The 21,269-nt window shown below is 38.9% G+C and carries 18 protein-coding genes; 6 read left to right on the forward strand and 12 right to left on the reverse strand.

What is annotated here, in order from left to right; translation table 11 throughout:
- The first annotated feature begins 159 nt into the window (after positions 1 to 159).
- From MN869_RS12810 to MN869_RS12820, 3 genes are read left to right on the forward strand one after another with little or no spacing between them, the layout of a single operon-like run.
- Positions 160 to 351 carry a hypothetical protein gene (locus MN869_RS12810; RefSeq protein WP_016651362.1) on the forward strand — a complete coding sequence of 64 codons (192 nt, stop codon included), beginning with the start codon at positions 160 to 162 and terminating at the stop codon, positions 349 to 351.
- On the forward strand, positions 348 to 3,218 hold the full coding sequence (locus MN869_RS12815) for an N-6 DNA methylase (RefSeq protein ID WP_016651361.1): 2,871 nt from the start codon (positions 348 to 350) through the stop codon (positions 3,216 to 3,218). Before MN869_RS12810 ends, MN869_RS12815 begins: the two co-directional genes overlap by 4 nt.
- Position 3,219: 1 nt before the next feature.
- Positions 3,220 to 3,933 carry a hypothetical protein gene (locus MN869_RS12820; protein WP_016651360.1) on the forward strand — a complete coding sequence of 238 codons (714 nt, stop codon included), beginning with the start codon at positions 3,220 to 3,222 and terminating at the stop codon, positions 3,931 to 3,933.
- 73 nt (positions 3,934 to 4,006) lie between these two features.
- On the opposite strand, the gene MN869_RS12825 is transcribed toward MN869_RS12820, so the two are convergent.
- From MN869_RS12825 to MN869_RS12855, 7 genes are all read right to left on the reverse strand, one after another.
- The gene (locus MN869_RS12825; RefSeq protein ID WP_016651359.1) at positions 4,007 to 4,423 is read right to left on the reverse strand and encodes a hypothetical protein; all 417 of its coding nucleotides are present in this window, start codon (positions 4,421 to 4,423) and stop codon (positions 4,007 to 4,009) included.
- Position 4,424: 1 nt separating this feature from the next.
- The gene (locus MN869_RS12830; protein WP_016651358.1) at positions 4,425 to 6,542 is read right to left on the reverse strand and encodes a hypothetical protein; all 2,118 of its coding nucleotides are present in this window, start codon (positions 6,540 to 6,542) and stop codon (positions 4,425 to 4,427) included.
- On the reverse strand, positions 6,535 to 8,091 hold the full coding sequence (locus MN869_RS12835) for a site-specific integrase (RefSeq protein ID WP_016651357.1): 1,557 nt from the start codon (positions 8,089 to 8,091) through the stop codon (positions 6,535 to 6,537). The genes MN869_RS12830 and MN869_RS12835 overlap by 8 nt, the downstream gene beginning before the upstream one ends.
- Positions 8,084 to 9,310 carry a site-specific integrase gene (locus tag MN869_RS12840; protein ID WP_016651356.1) on the reverse strand — a complete coding sequence of 409 codons (1,227 nt, stop codon included), beginning with the start codon at positions 9,308 to 9,310 and terminating at the stop codon, positions 8,084 to 8,086. The genes MN869_RS12835 and MN869_RS12840 overlap by 8 nt, the downstream gene beginning before the upstream one ends.
- 155 nt (positions 9,311 to 9,465) lie before the next feature.
- Complete coding sequence (gene ssb, locus MN869_RS12845) at positions 9,466 to 10,047, reverse strand: single-stranded DNA-binding protein (protein ID WP_016651355.1); 582 nt, start codon at positions 10,045 to 10,047, stop codon at positions 9,466 to 9,468.
- Between the two features lie 51 nt (positions 10,048 to 10,098).
- Entirely contained in the window at positions 10,099 to 11,463 is a 1,365-nt protein-coding gene (locus tag MN869_RS12850) for an MFS transporter (RefSeq protein WP_243308210.1), read from the reverse strand.
- A 154-nt stretch (positions 11,464 to 11,617) separates the two neighbouring features.
- Positions 11,618 to 12,700 (reverse strand): DUF475 domain-containing protein, encoded by a 1,083-nt coding sequence (locus MN869_RS12855; protein WP_004657231.1) that lies wholly within the window; start codon positions 12,698 to 12,700, stop codon positions 11,618 to 11,620.
- A gap of 170 nt (positions 12,701 to 12,870) precedes the next feature.
- On the opposite strand from MN869_RS12855, the gene tenA reads away from it, so the two are divergent.
- Entirely contained in the window at positions 12,871 to 13,539 is a 669-nt protein-coding gene (tenA, locus tag MN869_RS12860) for a thiaminase II (RefSeq protein ID WP_243307904.1), read from the forward strand.
- 77 nt (positions 13,540 to 13,616) lie between these two features.
- Here tenA and MN869_RS12865 read toward each other — a convergent pair whose 3' ends face one another.
- From MN869_RS12865 to MN869_RS12880, 4 genes are all read right to left on the reverse strand, one after another.
- A complete protein-coding gene (locus tag MN869_RS12865) occupies positions 13,617 to 14,351 on the reverse strand; it encodes a hypothetical protein (RefSeq protein ID WP_243307906.1) in 735 nt (244 codons plus the stop codon).
- Between the two features lie 302 nt (positions 14,352 to 14,653).
- Positions 14,654 to 15,007 (reverse strand): DUF1304 domain-containing protein, encoded by a 354-nt coding sequence (locus MN869_RS12870; protein WP_171550823.1) that lies wholly within the window; start codon positions 15,005 to 15,007, stop codon positions 14,654 to 14,656.
- Positions 15,008 to 15,076: 69 nt separating this feature from the next.
- Positions 15,077 to 16,054, reverse strand: coding sequence for a zinc-binding dehydrogenase (locus tag MN869_RS12875; RefSeq protein ID WP_243307908.1), 978 nt, complete (start codon positions 16,052 to 16,054; stop codon positions 15,077 to 15,079).
- Positions 16,055 to 16,057: 3 nt separating this feature from the next.
- Entirely contained in the window at positions 16,058 to 16,660 is a 603-nt protein-coding gene (locus MN869_RS12880) for a TetR/AcrR family transcriptional regulator (RefSeq protein WP_243307919.1), read from the reverse strand.
- 244 nt (positions 16,661 to 16,904) lie between these two features.
- On the opposite strand from MN869_RS12880, the gene uvrA reads away from it, so the two are divergent.
- Positions 16,905 to 19,736, forward strand: a complete 2,832-nt coding sequence (gene uvrA / locus MN869_RS12885) for an excinuclease ABC subunit UvrA (protein ID WP_171550826.1) — start codon at positions 16,905 to 16,907, stop codon at positions 19,734 to 19,736.
- 103 nt (positions 19,737 to 19,839) lie between these two features.
- Here the strand turns inward: uvrA and MN869_RS12890 are convergent, their stop codons facing one another.
- Positions 19,840 to 20,217, reverse strand: coding sequence for an antibiotic biosynthesis monooxygenase (locus MN869_RS12890; RefSeq protein ID WP_171550827.1), 378 nt, complete (start codon positions 20,215 to 20,217; stop codon positions 19,840 to 19,842).
- Between the two features lie 112 nt (positions 20,218 to 20,329).
- On the opposite strand from MN869_RS12890, the gene MN869_RS12895 reads away from it, so the two are divergent.
- Positions 20,330 to 21,241, forward strand: a complete 912-nt coding sequence (locus MN869_RS12895; RefSeq protein WP_243307922.1) for a LysR family transcriptional regulator — start codon at positions 20,330 to 20,332, stop codon at positions 21,239 to 21,241.
- The last annotated feature ends 28 nt before the right edge of the window (positions 21,242 to 21,269 follow it).

The raw sequence follows: 21,269 nt of genomic DNA on the forward strand, positions 1-21,269 counted from the left end.
TTTCTGTATTTCTGTATTTCTGTATTTCTGTATTTCTGTATTTCTGTATTTCTGTATTTCTGTATTTCTGTATTTCTGTATTTCTGTATTTACATCATAATCGAAATATGTTACTGTTTTTGATAAAATTTTATTTCATCTTTTTAGTCAGGAGGTTGTATGTCTAAAATTCAAAATCAACCTCATAAAGAGGGGAAAAAACTATCTGCAAAAACTGAAAGCTCATTAAATTTTAAGGTTAGTCCAGAAGAAAAAAGAGAATTTAAATTATTTGCAGTTGAACAAGGAATGACTATGCTCGCCTTGTTAAAAGAGGGATTTGAACTATCAAAGGAAAAGCGTAAAAAATGACTACTGATAGCTCTATTTCTGATAACAACACTGATTGGCTTTTTCAATTTAGCACAAATAGAGAACCACCCATTGTAGAAGGTTTGGTTTATGTAGATTCGTATACTCCTGTTGATCATCCTCCTGAAGTTGTTTCCGTAATGGAAAAGGCTCAGTTATTTGGTGCAAAAGCTGTTTTATTTGAATCTGAACAAAATGGACGGCTTACCCCTCAAGCTTTTATTTTTAGTGCTTCAGAAGGTGATTCTGATCAAGAATTTGCTATGTTACACAAACGCCTTTGGAGTTGGGGGGGAGTCCCTTTAATCTATAGGGCGACTTCTGGCTGTATTCAACTTTTTCGTTGCGCACATAAACCAGATTTTATAAAGAATAATAATGAACAACTTATTTTTAATCCTATCCGGACTTTAAAGTTAGGTACAAAAATTGCACAGAGCGAATTATGGTGGGATATTACACGACTTCGTAATGGTACAATTTGGGATAATAAACAGGCATGTGATTTGTTGTTATCTGCACACAAATCTGCACATCGTAAATTAGTAGAAGAAGTTAGGTCTCTAAGCAACTTATTAACAAAGAAAAATTTGCTAAATAGCAGTTTGCGCAGAAGACTACTTATTTTATCATTATTAATTGCTTATCTAGAAGAGCGCTCTATTTTATTACCTACCGATTTTGAAAAAATTAAAACTAATGCTAAAAGTTTTTTTGATATCTTACAGGATGGCTCTGCCCTTATAGACTTACTGTATGTTCTTGAAGACCGATTTAATGGGCATGTGTTTTCTTTAACAGATGAGGAACGCAGTTTACTTCTGAACAGTAATGATCTTCATTACTATGCCACATTAATTAATGGTTATACTGATTCAAATGGTCAACTTAACTTTTGGAAACTTTACTCATTTAAAGATCTTCCTGTTGAGTTGATTAGTAATATATATCAACTTTTTGTAAATGACACAGCTAGCTCTATCTATACTCCCCCTGCTTTAGTTCGATTAATATTAGATGAAACCTTAAGCTGGAAACGGCTTGATGATTTAATGGCAGGCACTGGTATAATTCTTGATCCTGCTTGTGGTTCAGGTGTCTTTCTAGTTGAAGCATTTAAAAGGCTTATTCTTCACTGGCGTTTACGAAATAATTGGAAAAAACCAAATGTTGATACTTTACGGCTATTAATCCAAAAAGTACATGGAATCGATCTGGAACGAGGTGCAGTCGAATTAGCTGCTTTTAGTTTATGTTTAAGCCTTTGTGATGCATTAGAACCAGAAGATATTTATAAAACCCATAAACTTTTTCCAAATCTAATGGGAAATACATTACATGCCAGCTGTTTCTTTGAAGCAAAAGAACTAGGTTTAGTTAAACAACCAATTTCCATTGTAATTGGTAATCCGCCTTTTATATCTTCACTATCGACAGAAGGAGCTAAACGTAGCTATCACTCATATTCTCTTCAACATGGAAAATTACCAGATAAACAATTAGCATACCTATTTTTACATGATGCTATGGAGATGATTTCCAGTGGTGGCATATTGGCGATGATTGAACCATCAGGGTTTATATATAATCAAAATGCTAATCAATTCCGCAATGATTTTCTTTTAAAATGGAAAGTACGGGAAATATTAGATTTCGTATCTATTAGAGGGTTATTTAAAAAAGGTGATGCTGATCCCAAAATTGTGATTGTTATTGCTGAGTCTTTAAAACCAATATCTGATGATAAAATACTGCATGCAGTATTTAGACGAAATGGTCGGGCAAAAGCGGAACAAAGATTTGATATTGATTATTACGATTTGCATTGGTTAACAAATGAGTTAGCTATTAAATCAAATTACATTTGGCGTGCGAATTTATTTGGTGGGAGACGTTTTTTATCCTTTATTGAAAGATTACAAAAATATCCTACTTTACGTGAATATGTAAAACAAAATGATTGGGATATTGGTGAAGGCTATATTGCAGGATTACAAAGCAAGCACAAACCTATAGATCATTTAATTGGTAAACCGTTACTACCCACAAATGCTCTTACAAATCAAGGGATTGATAATTCTTTAATTACCACTGTTCCTAATAGAACAATTGAAAGCCCTAGATCCGTAAGACGCTTCACTCCACCATTACTATTAATAAAAGAAAGTGAAAATTTACAAAATGATCTTTGGACTGATCATTATTTAACATATAAGAATGAAATTGTTGGCATCTCCTGCTCAACGAATGACATAAATAAACTTCAGAATGTAAAAACTTGGTTAGATAAAGAATCCATTGCTTTGCAAGCTTATGTTGCAGGTATAAGCTCTAGACTTATTACTCAAAGGGCTACTGTCATTTTTGCAGGCGATATTTTCTCTTTGCCATATTTAGAAAATGGAGATCTTGATCTTAGTATTAACGATAAAATAATTGCTGAAGATATTGTTAACTATCAAAGAGATTATATTCGTCTCGGCTTAGATTCTATTCTTATGGATCAGGTAAAAGAGGATGAATTAGCATCCTTTGATTCAGTCTTTACATCTCTAATTAATAAAATCTATTATAAAAATCAATTGAAAGAGATTGATTCTCACACTTGGTCTGGTGCAATTTGTAAAGTTTATGCTTTTGGCGAAGGTAAGATAGATTGGACAGGCTCTGAAGAGTTGCATAATAAAATCGACCTATTATTAAAAGAGCATCATGGGACATCTTTATCCATCACTCGTATAACACGTATTTATGATCAAAATTTTATATTTTTATTAAAACCAGATAATCATAGATTTTGGACTAGATCTATAGCCTTACGAGATGGTGATGATGTATTAGCCGATCTTCGGCTACAGGGGTTTTAAAATGTTGGCAGATAAAAATAACTACCAAAGCCTTACAGGAAGATTAAGCAAAGGAACTCATCTTCCAGGTGAGTGGCTAGCTACTTTAACTAAATTTATTTTCGATACATTAGTAGAATGGCGTGACAATCCTTTACGCCCAAAAGAAAGCAGTGAAACTATACTATCATCACAATTATGTAGTGATCTAAATAGTGCATCAAGACATCAAGGATGGGATTTTGTACAATTCAAACAAGAAGAACCTGACGGTGTCTACACAAATAGAAGAATTGATCTAGCTGCCACACCATGCGGTACTATAATTTGGCTCGAAGGAGTCCAATATAATCAATATCAAACTTTACTTCCCATAGAATGTAAACGCCTCCCAATCCCTACAGACCCCAAAAGAGACCCTAGAGAATATTTATATACCAATCTGTCAAGTACAGGTGGTGTTCAACGCTTTAAAACGGGGCATCATGGAGCAAAACATATACATGCTTTAATGATTGGCTATGTGCAAAAGCAAAATATTTTATATTGGAATAAACAACTAAATGAATGGGTTCAACAGCTATGTGATGAAAGCTTGCCAAATTGGTCACTAGATGATCAATGTATATTAACTGAACATAAAATGACGGAAAAAGTAGCAAGGTTAAATTCCATACATAGCCGGAGCACTCCACTTCCACCGATTAACATCACTCATCTCTGGGTGGAAATGTAAAAATCTATATCATCAACTTTAAGAAAATCTATAACGCTGATTAACTTTAACAAATTGCTTATTCAAGTATATATTAATCTGAACTTTTTTTGCTCATCGGCTCATTCAATTTAGCAATACTTAGTCCATATTTATGAGCATTGTATTGCCACACTACAAACTGCTCTAACAGCATAGCGTTTTCTTTTTCCAGTCTGGCATTCTTGACTTCCAAAGCCTCAATTCTAGTTTGAGCAATTTTTAAACTAGGAGGTAATTTCTGTGTTGGATTACTCTTAACCCGTGTAGATTTTGGTTTTTTGCATTGATCATAGGCATTCTTAATTCGTACATATTTCTGTAATGTTTGACGAGTTGGCGCAGGCACAAACTCTAGCTGTAGCTCAATAGCGTTACATAGGAGTTCCCAGGTCAATTTCTGATCTAAAGGCCAATAATCAAGAAGCTCTACAATATTCTCGATGTCTTTATCGGTTAAATGCTGTGCCATATCAAATCCATAAATCCATTTGCAATGCAGGACTGAGCAAATGTGGTTCATCCTCTATCTTTTTACGTTGAGTATTCTCAATAACGGGGATACGTTTATGACCTGCTTTTTGATATGCTAAATCGAGATGTGTAACATCGTCAGAAGGGGGCAGACTCAAAGGTGTTCCATCGGGAATGTTTGGATCATCCAGTAGAGTAATCATCTGTTCACAACGTTTGATTGTAAGCTCTCTAGTTTGCAACCAGACCGTTGCACCAGTAACATTTTTACTCACAGCCTCTTTATCCTTTACCCATAAGAGTTTTTCTTTTCTAAGTCGATCTTGAAGCCGTTTTTTCTTTTCTTCATCCCCCTTAATACAGACATGCTCTGTACAATTCAAACAGTTTCTATACTTTAGGCAGGGCTCATCAATATATGAATGTGTGCAAAGCCCAAACTCAGTTGTATGCATGGACAATGTTGTTCTAGTATTTAACTCCTGTAGAGTTCGAGGTGTAGCGATCTGGAATGCAAATGTACTATCAGTATTTACTGAACCAACCTCATTTTTCTGCATCTCAATTAAGCCATAATTACGATCTTCAACAGTTGTATGGTCATATACTCGATTTTGCTTCATATCAGCTCGGCCTGACCATTTGGCGAGTAATATGCTATCCATTCCATTAGTATTTGCTATCGTATTCAATAAATGTCGAAACTGATGGGTAGACATACTATAGTCACCATATCCCCACCGTTGAAAAATAGATTGGACATTTGATAACTCATCTTTTCCTCTTAATTTCTTTTTGGTTGGTGATAAATCTTCATTTAAGGTATCAATATGTGGTATCCATAATTCTGAGAAAATAGTCGCTTTATCACTATGGAATTGGTTTGCGAAACAACAAAATAAGGCTTCTGACCATTTAACCTGAATACCATTACCTGTTTTAAAAGGTATATAAGGAAAACCTTTAGGTAATCTATTTCTCAGAATAATATTTAAATCATTTAGGCAGACTTCGTAATCACTAATAGGAATACCTCTTGTTTTTAAAAACTTTATACCGGCGTTATTCGAGTTTTCATAAGAAGATATATCCAATCCCATCGCTAATAGTACATCAGAACGCTTTAAGAACTGATCATCAGGCACTTTAGGACAAAGCTCATGTCTTGGAAATTTATCGCTTGTCTCAAGCAAATATGCTAAATGTCTAGGCTTTTCTGACATCTTTTTTAAACGTGCAATTGCCCGTTTGGCCGTTGGAATCATGGTACTCGGAATATATTTAATGTCATACCCAAAATTTTTTTGTCCATACCATCTAATACCGAATACTTTTTCAAGATTAGAACCATCTGCCACAAGCCCTAAACTGCTCTTAGAGAGCGCTTGGACTTCTTCTTCGTGGATACAATTATGCTTTAAGAAAAACAGTTCTGATGCTCGTTCTGGTGCAGATAGAAGCAACCCAACAGCACTGGTGACAAAAATATCTCTATCTGACAACTCAGAATCTTTCCGTGAGAAAATATCAGCTAATGCAAAAATCGCATCTTCATCTGGAAGTTTAGATGCTCTATGTTCCTCGGACTCTGTATCTAATACAATTGATTTATCAGAAGGCTTTTTAATCGGATTTTTCCATTCTGGTAAAGCAACTATTTTTAATTTCCGAATAAAGTCCAATAGAATTTTTAATTGTCTACCTACATGATACGCAGAACTTGCTTTATAGTTTATCTTTGCATTCTCAGCAGCTAAGTCAAAATCTGCAATAACCAATTTAGTTAAATCAACTTCACCATATCGGTCTAAGCATATTTGTTCTATTGCCCGAATTGAAAGAATTGTATCTTGCGTTTTTAACTTACTATTAGTCCTTTGATACTTAACATACGCCTTGGCAAACTCTATAATTGAATGATGCAAAAGATTTTCAGGTGATCTATCTTTGGATGAAATACCTGTTTTGACAAAGTTTACTTCGCCTTTCCAATAATTCTTTTCAAATCTAATATCTTCATTTAATTCTGGTAACTGTTTAACAAAATCAATAAACCGCTTAATTTCGGAGTAAGGAGACTGGATTTTATCAGATAGAAAATATATTAAATTATCCATGATTAAACTCCTTACAAGCATCAATTACTTGCTGAACAGCAATAATTGTTCGATCATTCACGGCAACGATTTCAAGGTTACACCCCATCTTAACTAGATCATCTCGTTCTTGAATTAATTGCTCTAAAATCAGATGATGCGGTGCATTTGCCCAAGGCATAAACTTACTACATAGATAACATGCGATTGGCGCATAATCGTTACAGTATTGATGCGTACCACATGAGCCAACGTCACAATCCTGCTCTACGCAAGAAATTCTATTAGCATCTTTAATTTGTGATTGGGCTTCTATCTCATCCTTTACAACTTTTCCCTGAAAAGCATCTGCATATTTGCGTAAACTCTCATCCATGATAGATGATATTTGCTGTGCAATTTCTGGCACACTTTGTACATAGCAATGTGCATTTTGGGTGTCATGGTGATCCAATAATTTTGCAATGACATTTACGCCTGCTTTTTGCCTCGCAGCATTTGTACCAAGCGTATAGCGGAACCTATAAGAAGTTACGAATATTGGTTTACCTGTTTCCCTTGAACGAACCCCAAGCTTTCTTACCGCATCTTTTAATTTTTGGGTGAGTTGAACCGTGGGCAAATGAATAATTTCATTCGGTAAAATTTGCGAAATTTCCTTTTCATTGCCCCAATCTAACTCTGTTAGTTTTTCAAGATCATAAAATAATGGTAGTTCATCAACTTCCTGTTTTAATAATTCTCGATTAATTGCATTACTCAATATTTGTTCCAGAATCCGAATATGCTCAAATAAAATTTGAGCGATACTTTCACGAATTCCAACTTCACTAAAAGCAAATCGGAATCCACTAGCACTTCTAACTTTAGCTCTCGGAATGTTAAGTATATGAACTTCATTTTTATCATTAAAATTATACTTATCCGATACGTATAAGTCTTTTATCTTTAATCCTGCAATTTGGATTGGTCTTCTACCAGTCGCACAGAAAATACGAATTAAAGCAGCCTCGTAATAAGAAATCTTATTTTCTGCTAAATATTCGTTGGTTCTAGTGATAATTGCTTGAAATTCAAATGGGCTAAATGGGCCTTCATCTGGATCAAGGGAAAGGACTGCTGCTCCTTTTTCATTGCCACTTAATCTCCATGAATCCATTAAATCATAAATTTCATCATCTACTGAGGAAAAACCCAAATCATATAGTTTTTTCAAAAAAACTCTTAGCATTGCTACTTTGTATTCATCCTTTTTTGATGAATAAAAATTTTTATAATTTAAAAGACCTTTAATTGAAAAATGATCTTCTCCTGTAATATCGGAATATTTAACAATATATTCACACATGTTTGCTGTATGTGAACTTGAGCTATACTTAGCAAAATGAGCCAAAGTCATGACAATTTCTGATTGAACAGAAAATTCATAATTTCGTACTCGAGAGATATCTATAGTTTTATTGATATCTAATACCCATTTCTGATCATCGATAGTAAATTCATATCCTTTGAATGAGGTAAAGGTATTTTGTGATTCATCGAAACTATCGGTTTGAATTGATTTATTCATTTTCATCCTCAAATTTTTCTTGGATACTTAAATAAATCTCTACAGCACGCTTATTCTCTGCACGTCTTGAATATCTTCTTGCACTTTGTGAGTTAGGTATCCATCCCATCAGATATGCACGATCATTTTCAACTTGTGATTCTGTGGTTTTGCCTTTTTCCACTAGGATTTGTGACTTCTCAGAAAATTTATCATTCCAAGTATGTCTAAATGCATGAGCATGTACATTGAATAAAACAACTTTAGAAATTTCATAAAATATTTTATCTAAAGCATTGATTGATAAAGGCTGGCCTTTATTTGATAAAATCAAAAAGTCTGTTAGCTCTGCATTAGGTACTGTTGACCTATAATTTAAAATATAAGTTTCTAATTTTCTCTTCAGATTTTGATTGACTGCAATTGATCGACTTCTGGTTTTAACCAAAGGTTGATATAGCCTAGAATCACGTTCATCATGAGGATTACGCTTAATAGTAAGATATGATGTAACACCTTGAGAGGGGGTTATATCTGTAATCTTTAAATTTAATAATTCACCTTTACGACATCCAAGATATAAAAACAAATAGATAATTAGCTCATTTCTATAAGTAAGATAATCTGATGTCCAGATACGATTCTGATTATCAGGATCAACCGCCTTGAGAATTTTATTTAATTGATTACTATCAAAAGATTTGTATTCAGACTGAATATCCATGAACTTACGAGGTCTACGAGATTTTAACAAACGTTTTGTACTTGTTATTGCTGATGAATGAAGATGCGTCTCAAACCATCCAATATATTCAGCAAAATTAGTTAACCGCCTATATATTAATTGTTTAGATACATAGTCCTGAGTAACAACCAATTTTGCTCTAGATCGCTCTTTATTATTACTTTTTGGAAAACTTATGATCTTTGTTTTTGAATCTGCCCCACCTAATCGACTGCGATTGAAACTGGTTAAATTTACTATGGCTTCTATTTCGTTTAGTTTTAAAAAATCTTTACTTTTTATCCTTTGTTCCAAGTCAATTCCTAACTTATCCAACAACTGAAAGAGCAACTTAATATCTTCCAAAATAGCTGAAATTGTATTGATTGATTGACCACGATTTCTTAAATGAATGATCGTATATAAATTTGGATAAGTCATAGGAACACCATCACTATTCAAAAGAACAGCGAATCGCTCACCACTACTCATTACAAATCTTTTAACAGACATCATGGTTAAATTTAACAAAATATCTCAGTATCAAATATCATAATATATAAGTAAAAAAATTTACAGAACCATTTCTAGTATCTGTAAATTTTATTTGTAACTAACTACTAATAAAGAATAATTTAATAAACTTTACAAAACATAGTCTCTAGGGTGTGTCAGAACGGTAAATCGTCGTCTAAATCCGCAGGTGCTGCTGCAGCCGGTTGTGGTGCGGCTTTTGGTGAATTAAAACCATTACCTGCTTGAGGGCTACCTGCATAATTGCCTTGATTGCCACCAGCTTGACCATAACCACCTTGGTTGTTGTTATTGTTATAACCGGTATTTTGGTAACCGCCACCTTGGTTATTATTGTTGTTAAAACGGGGTTGGTTAAAATCACCACCGCTCTGCTCGCCTTGCTGACGGCTATCGAGCATTTGCATTTGATCACCACGGATTTCAGTGCTGTAACGCTCTTGACCATTTTGGTCTGTCCATTGACGGGTACGCAATGAACCTTCGATATACACTTTTGAACCTTTACGTAGATACTGCTGTGCAATTTCACCTAAACGGTTATGCAACACGATACGGTGCCATTCTGTTTGCTCTTTACGCTCACCCGTACTTTTATCCATCCACGATTCACTGGTTGCAATCGAGAATTGAGTTAATGATCCACCATTTGGAAAGGTTTTAGTTTCTGGATCTTTACCTAAAGTACCTACTAAAATAACTTTATTCACACCACGCATTAGCTGTCTTCATCCTATATATTTCTATGTTTTACTTTATAAGAGTTATGATTAAATGGCTACCTCTTTGCCAATCAAGTGCGTTAAATCTTGTCGCCCAGCATCATCAATGCACTGTTTATCGACTTTTATATACGCAACTTGCTGTTCTGGCATCACCACGACTTCTTCAATACCACGAATCGCCAACAGTTTTGAAGTCCATTCATCTGTTTGTATTGCTTGAGGTAAAGGCAACACAATGGAAGATAAATATCTTGGCTGAGCCAGACCAAAACTAATCAGCAGCCATATTATAGCAATCCCCGTCAGCACACTCCACCCGAGCGCAGTATTCTGTAACATCAAAAGCTGCCCACCCAAAGTTCCGCCAAAGAAGGCACCCAAGAACTGGCTACTGGCATTGACACCCATTGCAGTGGCTTTAGATTGAATCGGTGCGGCTTTAGACAGCCACGAAGGCAATAACGCTTCCATCACATTAAACGCGATAAAGAATAATCCCAACCCTGCCAGCAATACATATTTAGACTCATAGCCAAAAATCAGAATCAGCAAACCACCGATAAGCCCTGCAATTGCAGTAAGAAAAATGCCGCGCATTTTGCGATATTTTTCCGCAATGATAATGCTTGGAAAAGCAAAGAACAGACTAATCACTAATAGAGGTAAATAGACTAAACCATGCTTTGCTAAAGGAATTCCAGCATATTCGATTAGCTGTGAAGGCACATAAATAAACATGGCTGTTAGCAATAAATGTAGTGCAAACACCGACACATGCAAACGGTTCAACTCACCCATTTGGATGACTTGCTTGAGCTGATTCAGATAGCCTTGCTGATAGTTACGATGGTGTCGCGTGACTTTAGGCACCAATAACAACATCGAAATCGCAGCCAAGCCCATAATCGTGGTCACAAAAAATAAGCCCGAAATGCCGACTAAACTGGTCAGCCACGGCCCTAGACTAAATGCCACCACAAAAGAAAGACCAATACTCATGCCCATTACGGCCATGGCTTTGGTGCGTTGTTCTTCACGGGTGACATCGGCCAGCAATGCCATCACTACCGCTGAAACTGCACCTGCACCTGCAATCGCACGGCCAATAATCACGCCATAAATGGTGTCGGATAGACCAGCAATGGCACCGCCAATGGCGAATAACAATAAGCCAAGCACCACCAAAGGCTTCCGGCTGAAGCGATCGGCCAATAGGCTAAATGGAATTTGTAAAATTGCTTGGGTTAAGCCATAGACTCCCACCGCGAGACCAATTAAGGCAGGTGTGGCATATTGATAGGATTGTCCTGCAACTGAAAATACAGGAATAATCATGAACAAGCCCAACATGCGTAAGGCAAAAATGCTACTTAAGGCAAAGGTTGAACGGCGTTCTAAAGCATTCATTATTGATAAGACACTATAACTGGCTCAGCGAATTATAAGCCATTCGCCTACAAAGGTTGTAAGTAGATTATGAAAAACACAATCTTTCTGCAGAGAAAAAATAAAGGAGCGATATTCGCTCCTTTATTTACACTAGCTGATCAAACTGAAAACAAGCTTAAGAGGCTTGTTGTTCGCGCTTGCTATATTGAATCGAAGCCAACACCGCCCACACAATAAAGGCCACCCCGATCAAACCCGTGACCACTTCAGGTACATGTAAGCCTGTACCACTGGCAATCATGATGAATGCCAGTGCACCAATCGCATAATGCGCACCATGCTCTAAGTAGATATACGCATCCAAAGTGCCTTTCTCCACCAGATAAATGGTCATTGAACGGACAAAGATCGCGCCGATTGCTAGACCCAGCATGATGATTACCACATCACTGGTAATCGCAAATGCACCAATCACACCGTCAAAGCTGAAGGATGCATCTAGTACTTCAAGGTAGAGGAAACCACCAAAACCAGCTTTTACCACACCCGAAGCTGCACCACTTGAGTCATGGCCAATGGCATTGCCATTTTCATCAATCTCAGGCTCACCACCCAATAAATGACTCAAGACCTGTACACCGATATACACCACGATGCCCCAGATTCCGGCCATGGTCACAGCCAAACGAGCAGACTCATCGACATTCGCCGCCATGATAATCATCGCGATCAAGGCCAAGAACACCGACATGGCAGGCACGTTAGCCAAATGGGCTAATTTCGCTTCCAACCATTTAAACCAATGAGTTTCTTTACCATCGTCAAAGAAGAAGTTTAAGAACACCATCAATAAGAAGGTCCCACCAAAGGCTGAAATTTCAGCATGATGCGCCATCAAACGCTCTGAATAGGTTTTTGGATCATTCAGGGCCATTTTGGCGACTTCAACCATGCCCATATCGGCAGTTACCGCGACAATCACCACAGGGAAGATTAAACGCATCCCAAATACGGCAATCAGGATACCGACGGTTAAGAAGATCATTTTCCAGAAATGATCCCAACCCCGCAATACTGAGGCATTCACCACCGCATTGTCGAAAGAAAGAGACACTTCCATCACCGCTAGAATGGCAGTAATGGTCAGTGCTTTTAGCATGGTGGCGACACCCGCTTCAGGGCCATGCGTATAGCCCCAGTAGGCCGAAAGTGCTAAACACACAATCGTAAAAAATATTGAGAAACGGAAATGCTTCATGAGCAGCCTTTTATCCAAATGCAGAGTGATAAAAATGTGCTTATTGTAGGCGAGTTTTGACCCAAAAACAGAAAAGATTGTTGGACTTGTTTTGGCAAAAAAACCATCCCGACCAGACTCTGCTATAGTACGAACAGGTTTATTTTCGTGTTTTAAACAGGTTCAAATCCATGACGTTTTCTCAAGATGTTTGGCAACGTAATCAAGATTTATATCAAAAAATATTAGCACTGCCTTTTAATCAAGAACTTGCGGCGGGCACACTTGATCGTTCAGCCTTTTGTCATTATGTGATTCAAGATGCACATTACTTATTGGCCTATGGACGTGCCCTTGCTGTGGCTGCCGCAAAAGCCTATGAAGCCGATGATGTGATTCAATTTTCTGAAGCAGCAAAAATTGCCATTATTGTGGAACGCAGCTTGCACAATGATTTTATGCAGGAATTTGAGATCAGCAAAACCGAGTTTGAAAGCACACCGTTGACGTTGGCCTGCCATCATTACACCTCATTCTTGACGGCAACAGCATGGTCAGAAAGCTATCCTGTGATTCTGGCGGCACTCCTGCCATGTTTCTGGATTTATGCCGAAGTGGGTAAAGACATCGTCAGTCAATCGGTTGCCAACAACCCTTACCAAGCATGGATTGATACCTATGCAGGGGAAGAATTTAATACCGCGGTGCGTAATGTGATTGCGACGGTTGATAAAGTCGCTGCGCGGTGTGATGAGGATACCTTAGCCAAGATGCATGCGGCTTATACCATGGGCGCAAAACTGGAGTGGCTGTTCTGGGACAGTGCTTACCAACAACGTCAATGGTTAGGGCTGGATTAAATTATCCTTATCCATTCGCTCGTAAAAAGGAGGGGAAACCCTCCTTCTACCCAATAGATAAAAGCGGATTCAAATATTTAATGCCTGCGCCATTTTCCCCAATTCAAAAAAATGGTTGCGGCAATAATGACCAGAAAAATAAGAAATTTAGCCTCGAAACGGGCAAAACTCAATTCATAACTACGACTTTTTTGTTGGAACGAATTCTGCATTTGTTCAGCATCCATTTTCTGATGGATATTGAGTGCTAATACTTGAGGCGTTTTATCCCCTTCCCCGATCACCAAATAAGCTGCTTTGATTTCGAAATCTTGTCGATTTGCAATACCAAAGCTGATTTTAGCGGGCTTTTGTAAGTTATATTCAGGAATCCAATCCATTACCTGCCCATAAACACGAACATTATCGGCATCACTCAATACAGGGTCTTGCACTTTCTTTCCCGTTTGATCTTCAATTTCTTCAACCAAATCATCAAACTCTTTAAAAGAATAGTTTTGCCGTACTGATAAATTATTGGCAACTAAACTTACAAGCTCAGTTGGATTCGCTGGATGCTGTTTATTAATAACCCCCTCACCACTGATCACAAAATCAGCTTTTGTATCCATTGCTGCAGATTTTGGAACACCTATTAAATAAAAAGCAGTCCACAATTGGGAACTTGGATTGAGATTTTGTAGCTCTAATTCATAAAGTTCATCATGATTTAAATTAAAGACCTGATCAAATCCAAGAATTTTTGTCTCCTGTGCCGCCACCCCAAGGCAAAAAAACAATCCACATCCGAATAACACGATTTTTCTTAACATTATTATTACCCCATTTATCTTATTAATTTTAATGTATTTATTTAAAAATTCAGAAGACGATTTTTGATTTTATTCATACGATATGACCAAAAATGGTAACTTATGGCACTCCTTTATCCATAATTCCCAATCTTGCTCTTTATCAAGATGTCATTAGCACAAACGATTTTCTCCAGACATAAAAAAGCCCCAATTAAGGGGCTTAGTCGTATATCGTATCGTCCGATATACTGTATGAGGCTCATCTCAAACTGAGCGCATTAAAGCATAAATCAGCTTAAATGCCTACTTTTATTGCTGGGTTAAAAAACATTCACCACGATTAAAGCAATCAATGCAGGCACAGCCTGAATATAGATAATCTTTTTACTCGCAGTGAGTCCACCATAAATCCCTGCAATCAACACACAAGCTAAAAAGAAATTGGCAATTGCGGTCGCATAAGCGGTGGGTGCCAATAATGACCAAAATAAACCGGCGGCAAGGAAACCATTATACAGCCCCTGATTTTGTGCCAATACTTTGGTCAGTTGTGCTTTTTCCAGACTATTGCCAAAGGCTTTTAAACCATAAGGTTTGTCCCACAAAAACATTTCCAACACCAAAATATAGACATGTAATAATGCGATGAGTCCGATGAGTAATTGTCCAAGCATCTGATTTTTCCTTTTTATGATAACGAGATCGGAAGTGGCCAGCCTCACGGCTGGCGGTGAGTAGCTGAGTTATGGTTGTAACAACACCTTACCCTGACGCGCGCCTTGAGTTGCTTTCAACGCGGCAGTTTTAATCTGGTCAAAACTGAAGACACCTTCAACTGGTAAAATTAGTTTTTTCTGCGTCGCCAATGTAATCAGTTCTACAAACAAAGCCTTTTTACGTTCCACTGGCATTTCTTTATTGACCACACTGGCCCAGAATCCTTTAACTGTGGCTTGCTTAAAAATCAGATCACCCGATGAGATCTGCATGGTCTCGCCAGTCATACTGCCAAACGACACCAATAGGCTATTTTCACTGAGTAAACTCAACATTTCCCCGCTGGCGCTGCCGCCAATTGAATCCACGCCAGCAATTAATGGCTGATCTGCATGAATCGCTTTGACTTGTTGCTTCCAATCTGACTGATCCGTCGCCAGCACATGCTGAATCCCCAAGGCCTGCATTTCTGCAATCGCATCAGTACGGCGAACCAAATTAATCACTTGTAGTCCACGAGCTTGAGCAATCATGGCGACGGTTTTACCCACCGCACCATTTGCGGTATTTTGAATCAACCATTGGCCTGCTTGCAGATTAACAAAATCAAGTAGCATCAAGGCACTGATTGGCATGCCGATCAGTTGAGCTGCCGTTTCATTATCAATTGCATCATTTAATGGAATGATGCTTTGTGCAGGTGCAATAAAATATTCTGCCCAACTGCCATGTACGCCAGCAACCGCAACACGCTGTCCCAGTTTACTTTCATCGACACCTTCACCGACTGCATCGACAATCCCCACCGCTTCGCTGCCACCAATGGCTGGGAGCGTTGGCTTATAGCCATAGCTACCACGTACGGTCCAAACATCATGGTTATGCATAGGAGACATGATGGTTTTAATACGAACCTCACCTGCTTTAGGTTCAGGCTGTGGCATTTCTGCCAGCTGCAATACCTCTACAGGTTCACCAAAACTTTGATGGATAATACTTTGCATGGTTTATTCCTTAATCGGCTGTAACAGCTGTTGTGTGGTTTCTAAAGCTAAATGTAGCGGTGCTTTGTCTTGCGCTAACTTGGTCATCAGGGCCGCACCCAGCCACAATTGATACATCACCTGAGCTGTTTTAAGTGGGTCAAGATGGGCGGGAATCGAGCCTTGTTGTTGCCCTTCTTGTAATAACAAGGCCACACGTTGCGTCAATCGATGCACGCCGAGATTGAGAATTTCACGCATGTCCTCGGACAAATCAGCAACCTCTGCCGCCAATTTCACAATCAGGCAGTTCTCAGCCCAACTGCCATAAACTGGGTCCTCAATCCACGCTTGCCATAACGCCATCAAACGCGCATAGGCACTTTGTTCGGTATGTTGCCAAAGCTTTTCGACACGGACTTTATAATCCGCCATATATTGTTCGAGCAAAGCACAGCCAAATGCTTCTTTAGAAGCAAAATAATGGTAGAACGACCCTTTCGGGACATCACAGGCTTTGAGAATCTCTTGCAAACCAACACCGACAAAACCCTTACGCAACACCAATTCAAAGCTGGTATCGAGAATATGTTGTCGAGTGGTTTCACTTTTATTTGATCGTTTCATGCACACACTATAAATCAATATTAGACCAGTCGTCTAGTAAATTATGTATTTTAATCCGTGATCAATTTTTACATGGCAATCTGTGGCATTGAATGCTAAAAATACTAGGCGCATCGCGTGAGATAAATGTGAACCAGTTCATTAACCGTCACAATTTGTCGTTTTAATTATTTTTATACCACTTGAACGATTTTAAATCGCTATCATATACATGTTTTCATATTCAGCTTATTGAGATGTATTTATGAGTCAAAGTCATATCCGTATTCGAGGCGCACGTACCCATAATTTAAAAAATGTGTCACTCGATATTCCACGTGACAAGTTTGTGGTAATTACGGGACTTTCTGGCTCAGGAAAATCATCCTTGGCCTTTGATACCTTGTATGCCGAAGGTCAGCGTCGTTATGTCGAATCACTGTCGGCCTATGCGCGCCAATTCCTATCACAAATGGAAAAACCAGAAGTCGATTCGATTGAAGGTCTCTCCCCTGCGATTGCCATCGAGCAAAAGTCAACCAGCCATAACCCACGTTCTACTGTGGGAACGATTACTGAAATTTACGACTATTTGCGTTTGCTTTATGCCCGTGTCGGTACACCTTACTGCCCTGAACATGATTTGCCGATGGTGGCGCAAACCATTTCAGAAATGGTTGATGCAGTAAAAAGCCTTGAAGAAGGCACCGCCTTGATGTTGCTTGCGCCTGTGGTGCGCGAGCGTAAAGGTGAATACACCCAACTGTTTGAACAGCTGCAAGGCCAAGGCTTTGTGCGTGCCCGTGTCGATGGTGAAATCATTGATATTGATACCCCACCTGAACTGGACAAGAAGAAAAAACATACCATTGAAGTCGTGGTCGATCGCTTTAAAGTGCGTGACGATCTGGGTAACCGTATTGCAGAGTCGTTTGAAACCGCATTACGTTTAGGCGGTGATATTGCGGTGTTATCGTGGATGAACGGTGAGCATCCTGAACGTGTGTTTTCAGCTAAACACTCCTGTCCTGAGTGTGATCGTGCCGTAGCTGAACTTGAACCACGTCTGTTCTCATTCAACAACCCATTCGGTGCCTGCCCGGTTTGTGATGGTTTGGGTACGCGCAGCCATTTCAGTTCAGATAAACTGATTCCAAACCCTGAGGTTTCAATCAGCCAAGGTGCGATTCGTGGTTGGGATCGACAACGTCCGTATTACTACACCATGCTGCAAAAAGTCGCGGATCATTTCAATATTGATCTCGATCAACCGTGGAACACACTGGATAAAGACACGCAAAAGAAATTCCTACAAGGCTCAGGCAAAGAGAAAATCGACCTGAGTTATATTGATGAACGTGGTCGTAAACACAGTCGTGTGCAAGCCTTTGAAGGGATTTTGCCGCATTTAGAACGTCGCTATCGCGAAACTGAATCCAATTATGTGCGTGATGATCTGGCGCAATATCTGTCGAATGCAGCTTGTGATGCCTGTGGTGGTTCACGTCTCAATGAAATTTCTCGCCACGTGCGGGTCAAAGACAAAACCATTGCCCAAATCACTAAGATGTCAATTGGTGATGCGGAACACTATTATCAAGACCTGAATCTTGAAGGTGCCAAAGGTGAAATCGCCGATAAAATCTTTAAAGAGATTCGTGAGCGTTTACACTTCTTGGTCAGTGTTGGTCTGAACTATCTCAGCTTGGCACGTTCCGCAGAAACCCTTTCGGGTGGCGAAGCGCAACGTATCCGTTTAGCCTCACAGATCGGTGCTGGCTTGATGGGCGTGATGTATGTGCTGGATGAACCGTCAATTGGTCTACATCAACGTGATAATGATCGCCTGCTACAAACCCTAATTCGTTTACGTGATCTCGGCAATACCGTGTTGGTGGTTGAGCATGATGAAGATGCAATTCGTGCGGCTGACCATATTATTGATATCGGACCAGGTGCGGGTATTCATGGCGGTGCGGTGATTGCTGAAGGGACTTATGATGAGTTGGCCAATCATCCTGACTCACTTACAGGTCAATATCTTTCAGGTAAATTGAAGATTGAAGTGCCGAAACAGCGTACTCAATCGCCACGTCCAGATGAAGTCATCAAATTGTCTGGCGCAAGCGGACATAACTTACAGAATGTCGATTTGACTATCCCATTGGGCATCATGACCTGTGTCACAGGGGTTTCAGGTTCAGGTAAATCAACGCTGATTAACCGTACCTTATTGCCTTTGGCAGCGACTCAACTGAATGGTGCAACTACGCTGACTGCGGAAAAATTTGATTCAATCGATGGCTTACAACATTTGGATAAAGTGGTCGATATTGACCAAAGTCCAATTGGTCGTACCCCTCGTTCAAATCCAGCAACTTATACGGGTTTATTCACACCGATCCGTGAATTGTTTGCGCAAACGCCTGAAGCCAAAGCACGTGGATATAGTGCAGGCCGTTTCTCGTTTAACGTGAAAGGTGGACGTTGTGAAGCCTGTGAAGGCGATGGCATGATCAAGGTCGCGATGCACTTCCTACCTGATATGTATGTGCCATGCGATGCCTGTCATGGCAAGCGTTATAACCGTGAAACTTTAGAAGTCGGTTATAAAGGCAAAAACATTTCTGATGTACTGGAAATGACGGTAGAAGATGCAGCGGAATTCTTTAGTGCAATTCCAGTGATTCATCGCCGCTTAGATACCTTAACCCAAGTCGGGCTCGGCTATATTCGTTTAGGACAAGCAGCAACCACGCTTTCTGGTGGTGAAGCACAACGGGTCAAACTGGCACGTGAGTTGGCAAAACGCGATACAGGTCGAACCTTATATATCTTGGATGAACCGACCACAGGTCTGCATTTCCATGATATTGCCAAGTTACTCGACATCCTGTACGAGCTCCGCAATAAGGGCAATACCATCGTGGTGATTGAGCATAATCTGGATGTGATCAAGACTGCCGATTGGGTGATTGATCTTGGCCCTGAAGGTGGTTCGGGTGGTGGTCAGATTATTGCTGAAGGAACCCCTGAGCAAGTGGTGAAATCTAAAATTTCACATACAGCGAAGTTCTTAAAACCTTTGTTGAAATAAAAGATCACGTTCCAAGCCAAGTGATTAACATTTCATCAAATGACTCTATCTGTGCGAACCTTAAAGAAACCGAGTCAAACTCGGTTTCTTTTTTGACTTGATTTTATGCATGTGTGTCCTGAAGTTTATGTACAACCCCTGAATGTGGAAAAACAACATCATTCGATTGATAAATATGAAATTCAAAATCAGCAACCGTTTTCAGACGATCAAATTTAGCCTCAAAAACCTTATCCCCAAAGAATTTTTTGACATCATCTTTGGATGAAATGGCTTCAATATTGACAACCGTTTTACCATCAAGGCTTTTCGCTAAATTGCTCCATAAAAAGCCCTCTTTAAACGATGCATAATGCACAATTTCCTGAATAATTTTAAAAGCTTGCTCCTGTTTTTCTGGGTGAGCATGGATAACATTCACCACAAAAACAGTCGGTACAGGTTCTGATTGGAACTGGGTAGATGTAAGAATATGACTCATTTTTCTAACCTGATTCAAAATTAAGTAGAAATCAGAGTTTAGATTCACTTGGAATATTGAAAAATAGGTTAAGATTCTAAGGAATACGGAAAAATATTCCAGAATAAAAATTATGGATCGTTTTAGTTCTTTAAATGTCTTTATTCAAGTTGCTGAGTTTCGAAGCTTTACACTGGTGGGGCAAAAACTAGGTTTGTCTGCATCTGCTATTGGAAAAATCATTGCGAAACTTGAAAAGAAATTAAATGTCAGGTTGTTCCACCGCTCTACACGCAGCATTCAACTTACCCCTGAAGGTGCGCTCTTCCTTAAACGATGCCGTCAAATATTGACCGAAGTTGAAGAAGCCGAATTAGAATTATCACAGATTAATCATGTCCCTCAAGGACGGCTAAGAGTCAGTTTACCTTTAGTTGGAATGTTAATGATGCCAACGCTCACTCAGTTCATACAAGCATGGCCAGCCATCCATTTAGATCTCGATTTTTCCGACCATCTCGTTGATGTAATTGAGGAAGGGTTTGATGTTGTGATTCGTACAGGTGCGTTGACTGACTCACGCTTAATGGCAAAGGTATTAGGTACTTATCACTATCAAATAGTGGGCTCACCTGCTTATTTTGTTGAACATGGCATACCACAGGCTTTAGGTGAGCTTGCAACAAGACATTGCTTACGCCATCGTTATCCGAGTACAGGTAAAATCGAGGCTTGGCCCTTACAAGAACAAGGTAAACCCTACATCATGAATTTACCTGTCTCCACTGTGGCCAATAACATTGAATCTATTATTTATATGGTTGAACAAGGATTAGGTATTGCTTGTTTACCTGATTTTGCTATTAAAGATCAGATACAATCTGGACGACTCATCAGTATCATGCACGACAACATCATCCATGCTGGGCATTTCAATATTGTGTGGCCATCAAATCGCTACCTTTCGCCCAAAACTCGAGTATTTATTGATTTTATGCAGCAATATTTATTCCCTGAGGGCAAAGAAAATGACTCATTTCATTAAATAAAAGATGTGGTTAATGTATTAAAAG

The organism is Acinetobacter sp. NIPH1876, from assembly GCF_022808535.1.
Taxonomy (GTDB): domain Bacteria; phylum Pseudomonadota; class Gammaproteobacteria; order Pseudomonadales; family Moraxellaceae; genus Acinetobacter; species Acinetobacter higginsii.